The 11,793-nt window shown below is 68.1% G+C and carries 23 protein-coding genes; 21 read left to right on the top strand and 2 right to left on the bottom strand.

Going from position 1 to position 11,793, the window contains the following annotated elements; all coding sequences use genetic code 11:
- The first annotated feature begins 54 nt into the window (after positions 1 to 54).
- Positions 55 to 1,044: an alpha/beta fold hydrolase gene (locus tag AC069H_RS21065; RefSeq protein WP_478233532.1), complete on the top strand. Its 990-nt coding sequence runs from the start codon at positions 55 to 57 to the stop codon at positions 1,042 to 1,044.
- Between the two features lie 168 nt (positions 1,045 to 1,212).
- Here the strand turns inward: AC069H_RS21065 and AC069H_RS21060 are convergent, their stop codons facing one another.
- On the bottom strand, positions 1,213 to 1,806 hold the full coding sequence (locus AC069H_RS21060) for a DUF6528 family protein (RefSeq protein WP_478233531.1): 594 nt from the start codon (positions 1,804 to 1,806) through the stop codon (positions 1,213 to 1,215).
- Positions 1,807 to 2,197: 391 nt separating this feature from the next.
- Between AC069H_RS21060 and AC069H_RS21055 the strand changes: the two genes are divergently transcribed.
- The 20 genes from AC069H_RS21055 (at position 2,198) to AC069H_RS20960 (ending at position 11,624) form a co-directional block, all read left to right on the top strand.
- Positions 2,198 to 2,497, top strand: a complete 300-nt coding sequence (locus tag AC069H_RS21055; protein ID WP_478233530.1) for a hypothetical protein — start codon at positions 2,198 to 2,200, stop codon at positions 2,495 to 2,497.
- Positions 2,484 to 2,888 carry a hypothetical protein gene (locus tag AC069H_RS21050; protein WP_478233529.1) on the top strand — a complete coding sequence of 135 codons (405 nt, stop codon included), beginning with the start codon at positions 2,484 to 2,486 and terminating at the stop codon, positions 2,886 to 2,888. Before AC069H_RS21055 ends, AC069H_RS21050 begins: the two co-directional genes overlap by 14 nt.
- The gene (locus AC069H_RS21045) at positions 2,885 to 3,259 is read left to right on the top strand and encodes a hypothetical protein (RefSeq protein WP_478233528.1); all 375 of its coding nucleotides are present in this window, start codon (positions 2,885 to 2,887) and stop codon (positions 3,257 to 3,259) included. The genes AC069H_RS21050 and AC069H_RS21045 overlap by 4 nt, the downstream gene beginning before the upstream one ends.
- Positions 3,256 to 4,335 carry a hypothetical protein gene (locus tag AC069H_RS21040; RefSeq protein ID WP_478233527.1) on the top strand — a complete coding sequence of 360 codons (1,080 nt, stop codon included), beginning with the start codon at positions 3,256 to 3,258 and terminating at the stop codon, positions 4,333 to 4,335. The genes AC069H_RS21045 and AC069H_RS21040 overlap by 4 nt, the downstream gene beginning before the upstream one ends.
- A gap of 467 nt (positions 4,336 to 4,802) precedes the next feature.
- Positions 4,803 to 5,060 carry a helix-turn-helix transcriptional regulator gene (locus AC069H_RS21035; RefSeq protein ID WP_478233526.1) on the top strand — a complete coding sequence of 86 codons (258 nt, stop codon included), beginning with the start codon at positions 4,803 to 4,805 and terminating at the stop codon, positions 5,058 to 5,060.
- Positions 5,057 to 5,299 carry a hypothetical protein gene (locus tag AC069H_RS21030; protein ID WP_478233525.1) on the top strand — a complete coding sequence of 81 codons (243 nt, stop codon included), beginning with the start codon at positions 5,057 to 5,059 and terminating at the stop codon, positions 5,297 to 5,299. The genes AC069H_RS21035 and AC069H_RS21030 overlap by 4 nt, the downstream gene beginning before the upstream one ends.
- Positions 5,300 to 5,397: 98 nt before the next feature.
- Positions 5,398 to 5,643, top strand: a complete 246-nt coding sequence (locus AC069H_RS21025) for a hypothetical protein (protein WP_478233524.1) — start codon at positions 5,398 to 5,400, stop codon at positions 5,641 to 5,643.
- Positions 5,644 to 5,659: 16 nt separating this feature from the next.
- Positions 5,660 to 5,848 carry a hypothetical protein gene (locus AC069H_RS21020; RefSeq protein WP_478233523.1) on the top strand — a complete coding sequence of 63 codons (189 nt, stop codon included), beginning with the start codon at positions 5,660 to 5,662 and terminating at the stop codon, positions 5,846 to 5,848.
- A 218-nt stretch (positions 5,849 to 6,066) separates the two neighbouring features.
- A complete protein-coding gene (locus AC069H_RS21015) occupies positions 6,067 to 6,306 on the top strand; it encodes a hypothetical protein (protein ID WP_478233522.1) in 240 nt (79 codons plus the stop codon).
- Positions 6,303 to 6,494, top strand: a complete 192-nt coding sequence (locus AC069H_RS21010; RefSeq protein WP_478233521.1) for a hypothetical protein — start codon at positions 6,303 to 6,305, stop codon at positions 6,492 to 6,494. Before AC069H_RS21015 ends, AC069H_RS21010 begins: the two co-directional genes overlap by 4 nt.
- Positions 6,481 to 6,867, top strand: a complete 387-nt coding sequence (locus tag AC069H_RS21005) for a hypothetical protein (protein ID WP_478233520.1) — start codon at positions 6,481 to 6,483, stop codon at positions 6,865 to 6,867. The genes AC069H_RS21010 and AC069H_RS21005 overlap by 14 nt, the downstream gene beginning before the upstream one ends.
- A gap of 34 nt (positions 6,868 to 6,901) precedes the next feature.
- Positions 6,902 to 7,273 (top strand): hypothetical protein, encoded by a 372-nt coding sequence (locus AC069H_RS21000; protein WP_478233519.1) that lies wholly within the window; start codon positions 6,902 to 6,904, stop codon positions 7,271 to 7,273.
- The gene (locus AC069H_RS20995; RefSeq protein ID WP_478233518.1) at positions 7,270 to 7,482 is read left to right on the top strand and encodes a hypothetical protein; all 213 of its coding nucleotides are present in this window, start codon (positions 7,270 to 7,272) and stop codon (positions 7,480 to 7,482) included. The genes AC069H_RS21000 and AC069H_RS20995 overlap by 4 nt, the downstream gene beginning before the upstream one ends.
- Entirely contained in the window at positions 7,479 to 8,261 is a 783-nt protein-coding gene (locus AC069H_RS20990; RefSeq protein WP_478233517.1) for a hypothetical protein, read from the top strand. The genes AC069H_RS20995 and AC069H_RS20990 overlap by 4 nt, the downstream gene beginning before the upstream one ends.
- A complete protein-coding gene (locus AC069H_RS20985; RefSeq protein ID WP_478233516.1) occupies positions 8,258 to 9,304 on the top strand; it encodes a hypothetical protein in 1,047 nt (348 codons plus the stop codon). The genes AC069H_RS20990 and AC069H_RS20985 overlap by 4 nt, the downstream gene beginning before the upstream one ends.
- Positions 9,301 to 10,269, top strand: coding sequence for a hypothetical protein (locus AC069H_RS20980; RefSeq protein WP_478233515.1), 969 nt, complete (start codon positions 9,301 to 9,303; stop codon positions 10,267 to 10,269). The genes AC069H_RS20985 and AC069H_RS20980 overlap by 4 nt, the downstream gene beginning before the upstream one ends.
- Complete coding sequence (locus AC069H_RS20975; protein WP_478233514.1) at positions 10,266 to 10,589, top strand: hypothetical protein; 324 nt, start codon at positions 10,266 to 10,268, stop codon at positions 10,587 to 10,589. The genes AC069H_RS20980 and AC069H_RS20975 overlap by 4 nt, the downstream gene beginning before the upstream one ends.
- Entirely contained in the window at positions 10,589 to 10,855 is a 267-nt protein-coding gene (locus AC069H_RS20970; protein ID WP_478233513.1) for a hypothetical protein, read from the top strand. The genes AC069H_RS20975 and AC069H_RS20970 overlap by 1 nt, the downstream gene beginning before the upstream one ends.
- A complete protein-coding gene (locus AC069H_RS20965) occupies positions 10,852 to 11,385 on the top strand; it encodes a hypothetical protein (protein WP_478233512.1) in 534 nt (177 codons plus the stop codon). Before AC069H_RS20970 ends, AC069H_RS20965 begins: the two co-directional genes overlap by 4 nt.
- Positions 11,382 to 11,624, top strand: a complete 243-nt coding sequence (locus tag AC069H_RS20960) for a hypothetical protein (RefSeq protein WP_478233511.1) — start codon at positions 11,382 to 11,384, stop codon at positions 11,622 to 11,624. The genes AC069H_RS20965 and AC069H_RS20960 overlap by 4 nt, the downstream gene beginning before the upstream one ends.
- A gap of 4 nt (positions 11,625 to 11,628) precedes the next feature.
- On the opposite strand, the gene AC069H_RS20955 is transcribed toward AC069H_RS20960, so the two are convergent.
- Positions 11,629 to 11,793, bottom strand: coding sequence for a hypothetical protein (locus AC069H_RS20955; protein ID WP_478233510.1), 165 nt, complete (start codon positions 11,791 to 11,793; stop codon positions 11,629 to 11,631).

Genomic DNA, 11,793 nt, shown 5'->3' with positions numbered 1-11,793 from the left:
CGTTTGGCGAAAACACCGCTCACGGTCGGAACCCCGTCCGGCCACGATCGGGACATGACCGAAGACAGCCGTTCCTTCCTCAACCGCCGGTCCATGCTCACCCTCGGCGCGGGGGCCGCGGCCGCACTGGTGGCCTCGGGTGGCATCGCCGAGGCCGGCCAGTCCGGCGCTCCCGACGACGCGGCACTCGCCCGCTCCCTCCCCGGCGGTTTCCGCAGCGAATACGCCCACGTCAACGGGGTCCGGCTGCACTACGTCGCCGGCGGCCGCGGCGAACCGCTGATCCTGCTGCCGGGCTGGCCCGAGACGTGGTGGCAGTACCGCAAGGTCATGCCGGAGCTGGCGAAACGGTACCGCGTCATCGCCGTCGACCTGCGGGGCATGGGCGGCTCGGGCAAACCCGCAGGCGGGTACGACAAGAAGACGATGGCCCGCGACATCTTCGAACTCCTGCGCACGCTGGGCCTCCGGCAGGCGCATATCGCCGGGCACGACATCGGCGCCATGGTCGCGTTCGCCTTCGCCGCCAACCACCCCGAGGCGACGAAGACCGTCACGCTCATGGACGTCTCACACCCGGACGAAAGCCTGTACCAGCTCCCCATGCTGGCTCCGCCCGGGCAACCGGTGAACGTCTGGTGGTTCGCCTTCAACCAGGTCGCGACCCTGCCCGAACAGCTGCTGACCGGCCGGTCACGCTTTCTCGTCGACTGGATGTTCGACCATCTCGCGGCCGATCCGGCCTCGATCGGGGCCAGGGACCGGGCGATCTACGCCGCCGCGTACGACCGCCCGGACGCGATCCGCGCGGGCAACGGCTGGTACCAGGCGTTCGGCACGGACATGGAGGATCAGAAGGCCTACGCGACGATCACCGCCCCGATGCTGGGGCTGGGCTCGGAGTTCAATTACGACTACCTCGCCGCGGTCCTGCCGTCGAAGGCGGTCGACGTCCGGGTGCGGAAGGTCTCCGGTTCCGGGCACTTCGTCGCGGAGGAGCAGCCGCGGACGGTCATCGACGAGCTACGGACCTTCCTCGGGTGAGGCGTATACCCCGAATGGGTCGACGCCGCCCGCTGAACGGACCGATTCACTCGGTCAGGTGAAAGACGCGGCCACGCGTCATTCTCACGACGGGATCTCCTCTTCTCTGGTGTGTCGGTACCGGCCGGGCAGCCCCCCGAACGGCCGGTACCGACATGGAAGTTCAGCTCAACCGATCCACCAGCGGGCCTTGTAGATCCACGCGCCGTGCAGCGCCAGCTCGGCGCGTGGAAAGGCCAGCCGGACGGTGTCCGTGCACCACGTGCACAGGTGACCGTCCTGCACCGAGGCGGTCAGGATCTGCCCGGTCCGCGGGTTCGTCGACACACTCTTCACATGCGGCCGGTCGATCTCCCGCACGCCCGCGTAGCGCTGGGAGAACCCGCCACTCGTCTTCGAGAACTGGTACACCCCCGCTTCCGTGGTCACCCACAGCAGGTCCGGCCGACCCGGGACCGGCTGGAGGTCGTGCCCGCCCTTGCTCGGCACCGGAACGGAGCGCTGCTCGGTGAGCACAGGCGCGGCGGGCGTGCCGCCGACGTTCAACGCGACGAGCGCGTCGGTGCCCAGAGCCCACAACACGTTCCTCACGGCGTCCCACACCACGCCGTGCGCGCCCACCAGCCGGTACTCCGTGTAGGCCGTCGAACGCTGCCCCTGCGAAGCGGTGTAGATCCGCACCCAGCCACCGGTGCTCGCCGCCACCGCGACGTTCCCGTCCGGCAGGAGTTCGATGCTGTGCGGGTTGGCGGGCCCAACCAACCCAGGATTAGGACACACAAACACCCGTTTGGCCTAATGATGTGAGTTTGACCAGGTCAGGGGTATGAGGCAGGCGCCGCGAGCCTGGATGATCGCGCCTTTCGCTTTCCGGGATGCTCGTCCGCCCCGTTCCATCTGTGGTGACGCGCTGCTCGCTGGACTTAGTCTAGCGGGCACCGCTTTCTTATCGCTACCGAGAACGTTTTGCCTGATAGAGAGGCCAAAAGGCGGTTTAGCGGGACACTCTTTCCGGCCCAGGGGCTTCCCTGGGCAAGGCCCGGACAGAGTGAAAGGACCCGAGCAATTGGTCATTCAAGATCAGGTGGCACGCGGTTGTCGCCGAGTAGACGACCGGTCTACTGAGTTGGACGTCGCGTCGTGTCCTGGGTGGATGCGGACGCGGGTGTTCCTGACCGACGAGTTCATGCGGGAGGACGGGGAGCCGACGTCGAGCGGCTGGAACGAGCGGTACGGGTTCCGCGTCGAGCTATCGGTCGATGACGACCCCGAGCTGACGTTCGTCGTCATGGCAGAGGCGGCCACGTCGGACGAGGCGGGCTGGCTCGCCGGCATTCGGCTTGGGCGGATCATCGCGCCGGGTCATTTCATCACGCGTTTCCGTACGGAGCGTGTGGACGATGAAATCTCGGTGCCCGTCCAGAGGCGGGGGTGCGTCCGTGATCCGAGGTGAACTTCAGGACGGCGAGAGGGTTGTCCCGGCTCAGTCGTTGGTCGAGTGGCAGGTGCCGGTTCGTGAGGGCTGGACGGTCACGATCAGGCCAGATGGGATCGACACCAATACAACGCCGCTGGACTTTGAGGTGGGCCGCTACTCGGCGCACGACCACCGCGACTTCCTCGCGAAGCGCCTGGTTTTTATCGTGGTGGTCGCTGAGGTCTATGGCCGCGAGCGTTCTCTGCTTGGTTCGGAAGAGATCGTCGGTGTCGAGTGGCGCCGCAGCGGCAGGCCGCAAGATCTCCACATCGGTCAAGCCGATGTGGACAAGCTCGTCACCACCGACGAACGCAAGTGGCTGACGACAAACGCCGTCTACCACGCGATCCAGGCGGGTGGGTCATGACGACCGAGTACCGGCCTGTCCTGTACGGATTGCGGGCGAAGATCCTGCGCCCGAGCTTCCTGCAACGCCAGGACCCGAGCAGGGTGATCAGCGGGAACCCGGCGATCAGTGAGGTTTTCATCGTGGGCGACGACGTACCGAAGGCCATGCCTGTCCGCGAAGGGCTCCCGTTGGTACTGCTGAAGCTGACCTTGCCGTGGTATCCGGCGGCGCGTCCGGCTGATCCGTGCCCTTCGAACCGTCACGGGTATATGGCCGGTGGCGCCTACATCGTCCACTCCAGCTGTTCCGAGGAGTGGGGCGATCTGTTCGGGCACTCGTTGCCGATCCCCCTGCACGATTACACGGAGCGGAGGTCGACGTCTCGATGACCACTTTGCACAGCAACGTCACGGTCGACAACTACGCCGAGGCCCTTCAACTCGCCGAAGCTGCGATGGCATCGGCGAAGGAGAAGCGCGATCGTCTGGAAGCGAAGTTCGAGGGGCGCACCGCGCCGCGTTCGGAGTTCGAGACCGATCCGGCCATCGTGTCCGGTATCCGGCGACGGACGACCGGGACGCAACGGCAGCGCGCGGATAGGAAGTTCGAGCTGGATTTGGAGGCGTACAAGGAGTTCCAGAACGCGGACCAGACCTATCAGGGTTCCCTGGCGCGCGTGACCAGGCTGCGGAAGTCGGTGCCGATCCCGTTCACTGAGGAGGAACTGAAAGCCGCCAAGGCGGTGCGTACCGGCGACGGCTGGTTCCGGCTGCTCAAGGTCAACCGGGTCACGGTCGGCGTGGACGCGGGCTTCCCGTGGCCGCTCAAGGTCAACCGGGACCGGGTTCTGGAGGTACACCCGAGTGCAGGAGGAGAAGTGAAAAACGAGCTCGCGGTCTTCTTCGATGCGGGCCGAAAGGCGTTCCTGGCGGGCGAGTCCCGCGCGCCCGCGTTGAATCCGGTCGTGCGCGAGGCCATCAAGGACATGGAGGTCGGGACCGGAGCGGCCGCGATCATGCTCGCGTTTCAAGAGGGGTGGATGGCCGCGTGCGTCGAGAGCGGCGCCACGGTCCATTTCGTCTCACCGGGCAACCCGGAGAAGTCGGCCTGCGCGACCAGTGCAGTCGAGCCGATCCTGTCCGGTGATCCGCGGGCCGTCATCTGCGAGCGATGCCAGGAGACCGAGGACTGGCGGGCGTACGCTGAGATGGCCGACGTCGTCGACAGTCTGCCGGAGGCGACCGAAGCCGAGGCAGACCGGATGGTGATCTTGCGGAAGGCCGTCGCGGACTTCGTGATGGTGAAGATCGACGGCACGGTCATCGATCCGCAAACCGCCAACGCGATCGTCACTGTCTACGACCACCCGAAGATCGCGGCCCACCCGACCTTCCGGGACAAGTTCGTCACCATGCCCGTCCTGGCGATGGCGAACTTGGCGTGGAAGCTGATCAGCAGGCGGTAGTCCAGAGAGGACAGAGCCCCCGGTCACCATTGTGGCCGGGGGCTCTGTCGTTCGCCGAGCGGTAGCCGGGGCGCTTGCGCCGGAATGACACGCGCCACATCGAACTCGTTCGGGTCCGTCGCGCGTCGTCCCTCGTCCGGGGAACAAACACCCCTTACTTCGGCTTCGTCCGCGCGCGCAAGGACGCTCGCGGAATAGGAAGTGCACGGAAAGTCCTATGGCGTAAGGATTCCTTTGCATGTCGGCGGAAGTGAGGTCTTGTCACCCGCCTGGTGTACTTCACGTAGAGAAACCGGAATGTCCTGCCGGGACAGCTTTTCGCAAACGCGCCTGTGCGTTTTTCCTGTGTTGACGGGGAAAGTCGATCATGCTTACGGTGGCGTCCACATTCAGCGGACCACGCGCTTCACGCAGACGCCCATACACCTGCCGACCGTTGCGCTTGAGTGAGACGAAAGGTCACTCGCATGACGGTCTCCGTGTGCGTGCGCAGCCTGCCTGCGCTCGTGGAACTGGTGAACACCCAAGGCAGTCAACGAGAACTAGCCCGGAAGATCGGGATGAGCGCTACGGCGATCAACCTGCTCTTGCAGGGCAGGCGCGACACCGTCCGAGTCGACACCGCCGCCCGCGTTGAGGACGCGCTCGGCGTCGACCGGGGCACCCTTTTCGTATTCACCGACGTCGACCTGGTGAGCCCCTACACCCGCCGGGATGCGGCATGACCGCCGGTCTGGATCGCGCGTGGACCGAGGCGTTCTACGCCGAGCAGGGGCTCACACTGCTGGATCCGGAATGGGCCGCGATCGAGCAGGCGGTGAGCGCCGCCCCGCCCGTGCCCGACGACGTCGCCGAGCAGATCGCGTCCGTGGTCCAGCCGGTCATGCCTTTTCCGCCGCCGCCCGCTGATACCCCGAGCGTGCGGAGACGTCCGCCGCATCGGCGAGCGGAACGCGCGGCCTAGCGCCAGGCCGCGCTGGCGTGCCCGTCCTGGCACGAAACCCCCTTCCCCGGGGCGGGCACGCCTTCCACCCCTTCGACGCGAAAGGCAGGAGATCCACTATGGCCGATCGGCCGACTCACGCTCTCACGGTGCGGCCCGCCGTGGTCGAGGCTCCCTTGTGGCTGCTGTGGCGAACCGCCTACGCGGCCAGCACCGCCCTGGCCGCGACGGGCGACATGGCTGCCCGTTACCTCGACGCCTACCGCGAGTCTGATCCCGCCCAACGCCACCTCGCCGCCCTCGTCGCCGCTACGACCTCGCTGGTCATGGTGCTCGCGACCGTCCTGATCACCCTGCTCACCTGATCCGGAAAGGACAGTCATGACCGACCTCGCCGAAGGCCTCGACCTCGCCGAGATCCGTGCCCAGAACGACCCGGACACCCCGGTCTTCAACAAGCTGCTGTCGGAGTACGACGCCGAGACGCTCACCGACCTCGGTACCGGCTGGCCGCCGAAGACCCCCGTCCCGGCCGACGACATCGACCGCCAGGCGGATTCGTCCAGCTAGAACTCCCGGTCCCCACCGGCCCCGTAGTCACCGTGCCGCGCGTACCGGAGTGAACAGTGAAGCCACACGAACCGTCGCCATCACAACAGAATTCAGATAGCCCGCGGTCATCCCCGCGCGGAACCGGCTCGAAGCGACGGATACCGCTCGACGCCTCCGCAGACCTGGTTCGCCGGTGGAAGCAGGCTCGGACCTCCGCCGGCCTCGCGCGAGCCGAAGTGGACAACCTCGAAGCCGAACTCCTCGCCCTGCTCGGGAACAACGACGTCGGGACCATCGACGGTGAACCGGTCGTCGTCCGCGACGTCGAGATCCGCAACGGCCTCGACCTGCCCAAGCTGCGCCAGGAGCGCCCCGAGCTGTGGCAGCAGTACCCGGCGAAACGGAAGCGCGAACGCCTGAAGTTCCCTCGCCGCCGCACCCGCACCTCCGACGACCAGCAAAGGCCGCCCGCATGACCCTCAGCCTCCGCATCCTGGCCTACCTGCTGGTGTTCCGGCTCCTGGTCCTGGACCTCGCCAGCGCCGACGACACCTGGGGGTGGCTGGTCGTCATGTTCGACCTCGTCCTCGCCTACACCATCTACCTCGACCGCGAGCCCGAGAGGGCACCGGCCACGAAGGACAGCACCCGTGACCGCCACTGACGTCGACGGCGTGGCCGTCGTGGACGACCAGCCGAGCACCGCCCCGTTCCGCGACCGTTCCGGGAACCCGATCTACCTGCGCCAGACCCGCGTCCTCACCCTCGCGAACGGGACCGTCGTCTACGGCTGCGCCCACTGCGACTACACCAGCGCGAACGTCAACAGCATCCGGCCGCACCTGGGCAAACACAACGGCCCGCGCCGGACCCGAGCCACACAGGACAAGGCGGGCGCCCTCGACCTGTCGCTGACCGACCTGCTCAAACGCTTGGAACAGCTGGACGCCGTCACCGCCGAACGCGACGAGTGGAAGGCCCGCGCCCAGGGCGCTGAACGCCGCCTCAAGCAGCTCCGTAACGCCCTCTCGGCATGACCCGCGTACCCCGCACTCCCGTGAAGGAACTGCCGTGTCCGTGAAACTTTCGCCCACGTTCCCCGCCGATGACCGCAACGGCATGGCGGCCATCGCCTCGGCGCTGACCGACCGTCCTGACGACGTCCACGTGGCCGTCCTGCTTGTCCGGACCAAGGAGATCCGCACCAACGCCCGGACCGGTGACGTCGTGCCCACGGCCGAGATCCTGGCCGCCGAGGCGTTCACCGGGACCACGGCGGACGCCGCGACCCTGCACCGGCTGCTACGTCGGCAGCACGAGCGACGAACCGGCAAGGTCGAACTCCCGCTCGAACTCGAGGAAGCCATCGACGCGCTACGTCCAGCCACGGCGGAACCCGGCGAGGACTCCACGTCCGACAACGATCCGGACAGCCGACGATGAGCACCCCGCAACCGTCCAAGCAGGCTGGAACCGTCCACGAAGGCCGGGCGTACCGGACACCGCCGTCGATCACCTGCGAATGGTGCGGATTCCCGGTCCTGTGGTTCTCACCTGGCCGATACGTCGATCACGGTGACCGGATCTTCTGCGCTCCCGGCATCGTCCGCGCACGCGCGCGCTGGACCGGGAGGCACGGTGCCGCCGCGTGAACGACTTCACCCCGCCGATCCGGCGGCGCAACCACGGCAAGGGACACAGTTACGTCGACGCCAACGGCGCGAAAGTCCCTGGCGTCACGACGATCCTGTCCGGCGGTGTCCCCAAGCCCGCGCTGATCGGCTGGGCCGCGAACACGACCGCGGACTACGCGATCGATCATTGGGACCGGCTCGCCGAACTCCCGCCGACCGCGCGGCTGAAAGAGCTGTCCCGCGCGCGGTTCGCCGACCGGGACGCCGCCGCGAAACGCGGGACCGAGGTCCACGGCCTCGCCGAGCAGCTGGTGTCCGGCCACGAAGTCGAGGTCCCCGAGCAGCTGGCCGGGCATGTCGAAGCCTATGTGGACTTCCTGGACCGCTACCGCGTCGAACCCATCCTCACCGAGTTCGTCGTGGTCTCCCATTCCTACGGCTGGGCGGGAACCGGCGACTTGATCGCGGACTTCCCGACGCTCGGCGGTCAGCGGCTGCTGTGCGACATCAAGACCTCACGGTCCGGTGTCTTCGGCGAAACCGCCTGGCAGCTCGCGGCATACCGGTACGCCGACGCCTACGTAGACGACCAGGGCGAGGAACAGCCCATGATCGAGGTCGACGGGTGCGCCGTCATCCACGTCCGTGCTGACGGCTTCGACCTCTACCCGATGCAAGCCGGACCCGAGCAGCTGAGGGAATTTCGCTACATCCGCGAGGTTTCCCGAGCCTGCGAACGGTCCCGCGACTACGTAGGCGAGGCCCTGCTCCCGCCCGCGCTGGAGGTGACCGCGTGAGCGGCGAACTTCAACGACACGACCCCACTGGCACCGAGATCACCACTCGGCCTGACTTCCACGCACCCACCGAGATCGATCAATGGGTCCTGGTCGTGCGCGACGTGGCCCGGCTGGCGAACCAGATCGCCGACACCCCCTTCGTCCCCGACTCCTATCGCGGGAACCCGGCAGCCGTCACCGCCGCCATCCTCACCGGCAGGGAAATGGGGCTCGGCCCGCTCACCAGCCTCCAGCACATCCACATCGTCAAGGGAAAACCCGGCAAGAGCGCGGAAATCATGCGCGGCATGGTCCTGGCAGCCGGGCACAACCTCCGCGACGTCGAGGTCAACGACACCCGCGTCATCCTGGAAGGCCGCCGCAGCAACGAGGAGGTCTGGACCCGCGTCACCTTCACCGCCGACCAGGCCCGCCGGGCGAAGATCGACCTCGGCGGCTATCCCGAGGACAAGCTGTACGCACGGGCGACCACCCGGTTGTGCAGGCGCAAGTTCGCCGACGTCGTGGGCGGGATCGCCCTCACCGTCGAGGAACTGGAGGACGGGGACTACCCGGACACCACCAGCGCCCCCCAGACCGGCCCACCCAGCCCCGTCGCCCCCGAGTCCCCCACGCCCCCGAAACGCACCGCACGGCGCCGTACAGGGCCGAAAAAGGCCACCCCCGCCGAGGAACCAACCACCCAGCCCGACGCGGCCGAGAACGCCCGCTGGGATGCTGACGAGACGCCACCCGATCCGCCGGCAACTCCACCGCCGCTCCCCGGTGACGACGAGGCCGAGCCTGACGAGGACGACGACACCGAGACGGTGTCGCGGACCCAACTGGACAAGCTCCACGCCCAGCTCGGCGACCTCCAGGTGACCGACCGGGCCGACAAGCTCACGACCGTGAGCATCCTCGTCCGGCGGAAGCTCGCCTCCTCCAGCGAGATGACGAAACACGAGGCGTCCCAGGCGATCGACATCCTCGCCCACGTCCTGGACGCCGAAGACCCCGCGCGAACCCTCGAAGCGGTCCTCGCCGAACTGGAGGCGTGAGCGTGGCGCGCATCCGCAGCATCAAGCCCGGATTCTTCAGCAGCGACGACGTCACACCGCTGTCGTTCCGGGCACGGCTGACCTGGATCGGGCTGTGGACCTACTGCGACGACCACGGGCGCGGGAAGGACAACACCCGGCTGATCAAGGCCGCCGTGTGGCCGCTGGACGAGCTGTCCTTTCAGGACGTCGAAGACGACCTCGCCGAGCTGGCCAAGCACAAGCGGATCGTGCGCTACCGCCGTGACGATCAACGCCTGCTCGCGGTGACGTCGTGGCACTTCCACCAGAGCGTGAACCGGCCCGGCAAGACTCTCTTCCCGGCGCCGCCGCCCGGCACGGTGCGGGTTCCCGAACCGGGAGAGAACCGGCACTGCGCGCGGTGCTGGCGCGACCAGAACCCTCCTGGATCACTCACTGAGCCCTCCCGGACCACTCCCGGAGCCGAATTCGGTGATTCCCCAGGTCATGGCCACAATGGCCGATTCAGTGAGCCGTCACGCAGGCCTCATGGAGCGCTCACGTCAGGAAAGGAAACGGAGAAGGGAAAGGAGACAGACACACCCTCCTTCGGAGGGGGTGTGTCTGTCGACTTCGTCCAGCACGCGCGTGGCCGTGAGCCCTCACTGAATCGCACCCGCACACCGCCGCCGTCGCGGCGTGACGCGCGGTGCGTCGAGCACGAGCACGACGACGACCCGCCCCGCTGCGGCGCCTGCGCCCGTGCCCGCCACCACGCCGAGCAAGCCGAGCACGAACACCGCGTCGAAGCCCGCCGCGCCGAACTGCGCGCCACCACAGCCCACAAGCGCCGCGCCATCGCCGACTGCCCGATGTGCGACGACCAGGGGTACCGGGGCACCGCCCTGTGCAACCACGACCCCGACGCCGAGAACCGCGCCCAACGCGGACGGCAACTGCTCAACCAGACCATGGGCTGGGCCACCGACCAGGAGCCATCATGACCACCCTCGACCTCGACCGCCCCTGCCAGCACAACGCGTTCGTCGCCGACGTCAACGTCCACCGGCTCACCGCCACCGACGACGGACCCGCCCTCGCCTACACCGCCGAAGTGCTCGTCCACTGTGGCCAGTGCGGCGAACGGTTCCGCTGGATCGGCGCCCCCGCCGGACTCCTCCCAGACCGGCCGTGCGTGTCGGTCGACGAAACCGAACTCCGAGCACCGCTGCGCCCCGCCTCCGCCGACCCGGACTTCGGACTCGGCATGCCCGGCTTCGCCATCGGGCTGGCCACACAGGACACCGGCCCGGAGGCAAGCTGATGCGCATCCGAGCCGAAGGCACCAAGCCCGAACTCGCCGCCGCCGTCGACCGCCTCAAGACCGTGTTCGACGTCCAGGAGACCAGCCGGTTCTACGACAACCGGGGCTCCTCCCAGCTCGGGAGGGTCTACCTCACCATCGCCTCGCCCACCAGCGGACCGACCGTCCACGCCCGCTCCGAGCGGGCCGACCGCGCCTGGGCCGAGCTTCAGCGAGCCGAGCACCGCGCAGACCTCGCCGCCGACCAGGAATGGGGACCCGCGTGAGCACCCTGGATCGCCGTAGCCGCGCGGAAATCGGCCGCGCCGCCAACCGCAAAGGCAAGGACGCCGAACAGGCCGTCGCCCGCTACCTGCGTGAACACGGCTGGCCCGACGCGCAGCGAACCGTCCGCACCGGCTGGAAATCCGGCGAACACCACTCCCGCGACCAAGGCGATATCGACGGGACACCCGGGATCTGCTGGCAGGTCAAGACCTCCATCGAAGACTTCACCGACACCCGCGTCCTGCGCGTCCTCGCCGCCACGGCGGATCAGGCCGTCGCCAGCGGCGCCGATCTCGGTGTCGTCGTTCAACGCCGCAACGGCGCGGCCGACCCCGGCCGATGGTGGACCTGGACGACCGCGGGCGACCTTCTGGCGCTCGCCGAAGCCGCCAGGAATCCTGACGTGCTCACCGTTCCTGAGTCACACCTGAACGTTCCCGTCCGGACGATGCTCGCTGACCTGCTCCCGCTGCTGCGCGCCGCCGGACGCACAGCCGCGCACCCTGCCGAGGAAGGCTTCCGCCAGTGACCATGATCGTCTCCAGCGCCGAGCTGCCCGAGCCCACCGACACCGACTTCCACGGCGCCGGTGCCGCCGCCTGGAACATCGCCGGACCGCTCGACGTGCTCTGGCTCCCGCCCCACGGCGACGTTCCCCCGCGCATCGGCATCGGCTGCGAACCCACGATGCTTGCGCTCAACACCCGCGACGCCCGCGAACTCGCGCTCGCGTTGCTCGCCGCCTGCGAACGCGAGGAACGTCCGTGACGTCCTATCCGGCCTTCGGACGGTCGGCAGCACGCAGCCAGCGGACCACCTCGTCCACACGGGCCGCGTCGAACGCCGGCAGCGGCACGGACTCCACGTCCGCGCTCCACGCCTGCAACAACCGCTCCAGGCGACGTCGCCGCGCCTGCCGCTCCCGAATGCCGTCCAT

It is taken from the genome of Amycolatopsis sp. NPDC043887 (assembly GCF_056435665.1).
This window is presented reverse-complemented; position numbering and strand designations above follow the sequence as displayed.